General features: G+C 64.2%; 1 pseudogene. It reads left to right on the top strand.

What is annotated here, in order from left to right:
• Positions 1-257: pseudogene (locus AAEZ02_RS22935) on the top strand (hypothetical protein); the annotation flags it as partial.

Here is a 257-nt window from a genome sequence, read left to right as displayed (position 1 = left end):
ACCTTGGCCAGCCGGACCTTCTTCGACCAGCCACCCGCAGGCTTCTGCGAACACCCACTGCTGACGCCCCGAGGCGAAATGACCGTGGATTTCAACGGCGACCCGGCCGAACTCGACAGCCAGTACCTGAGCGCCAAGGCCACCGTAGAGCAGGTGCAGCGACTGACGGCCGACGAAGCCTGTGCACGCTTGCCGATCCTGCGCCGTGAAAAAGTCCACGGGGCTATCTACGACCCCACCGCTTGCGACATCGACAC

Origin of the sequence: Shewanella sp. T24-MNA-CIBAN-0130, assembly GCF_040310185.1 — a bacterium.
In the GTDB taxonomy this organism is placed as follows: Bacteria; Pseudomonadota; Gammaproteobacteria; order Enterobacterales; family Shewanellaceae; genus Shewanella; species Shewanella psychromarinicola.
Note: the sequence above shows the minus strand (reverse complement) of the source record. Positions and strands in the feature narration are given on the sequence as shown.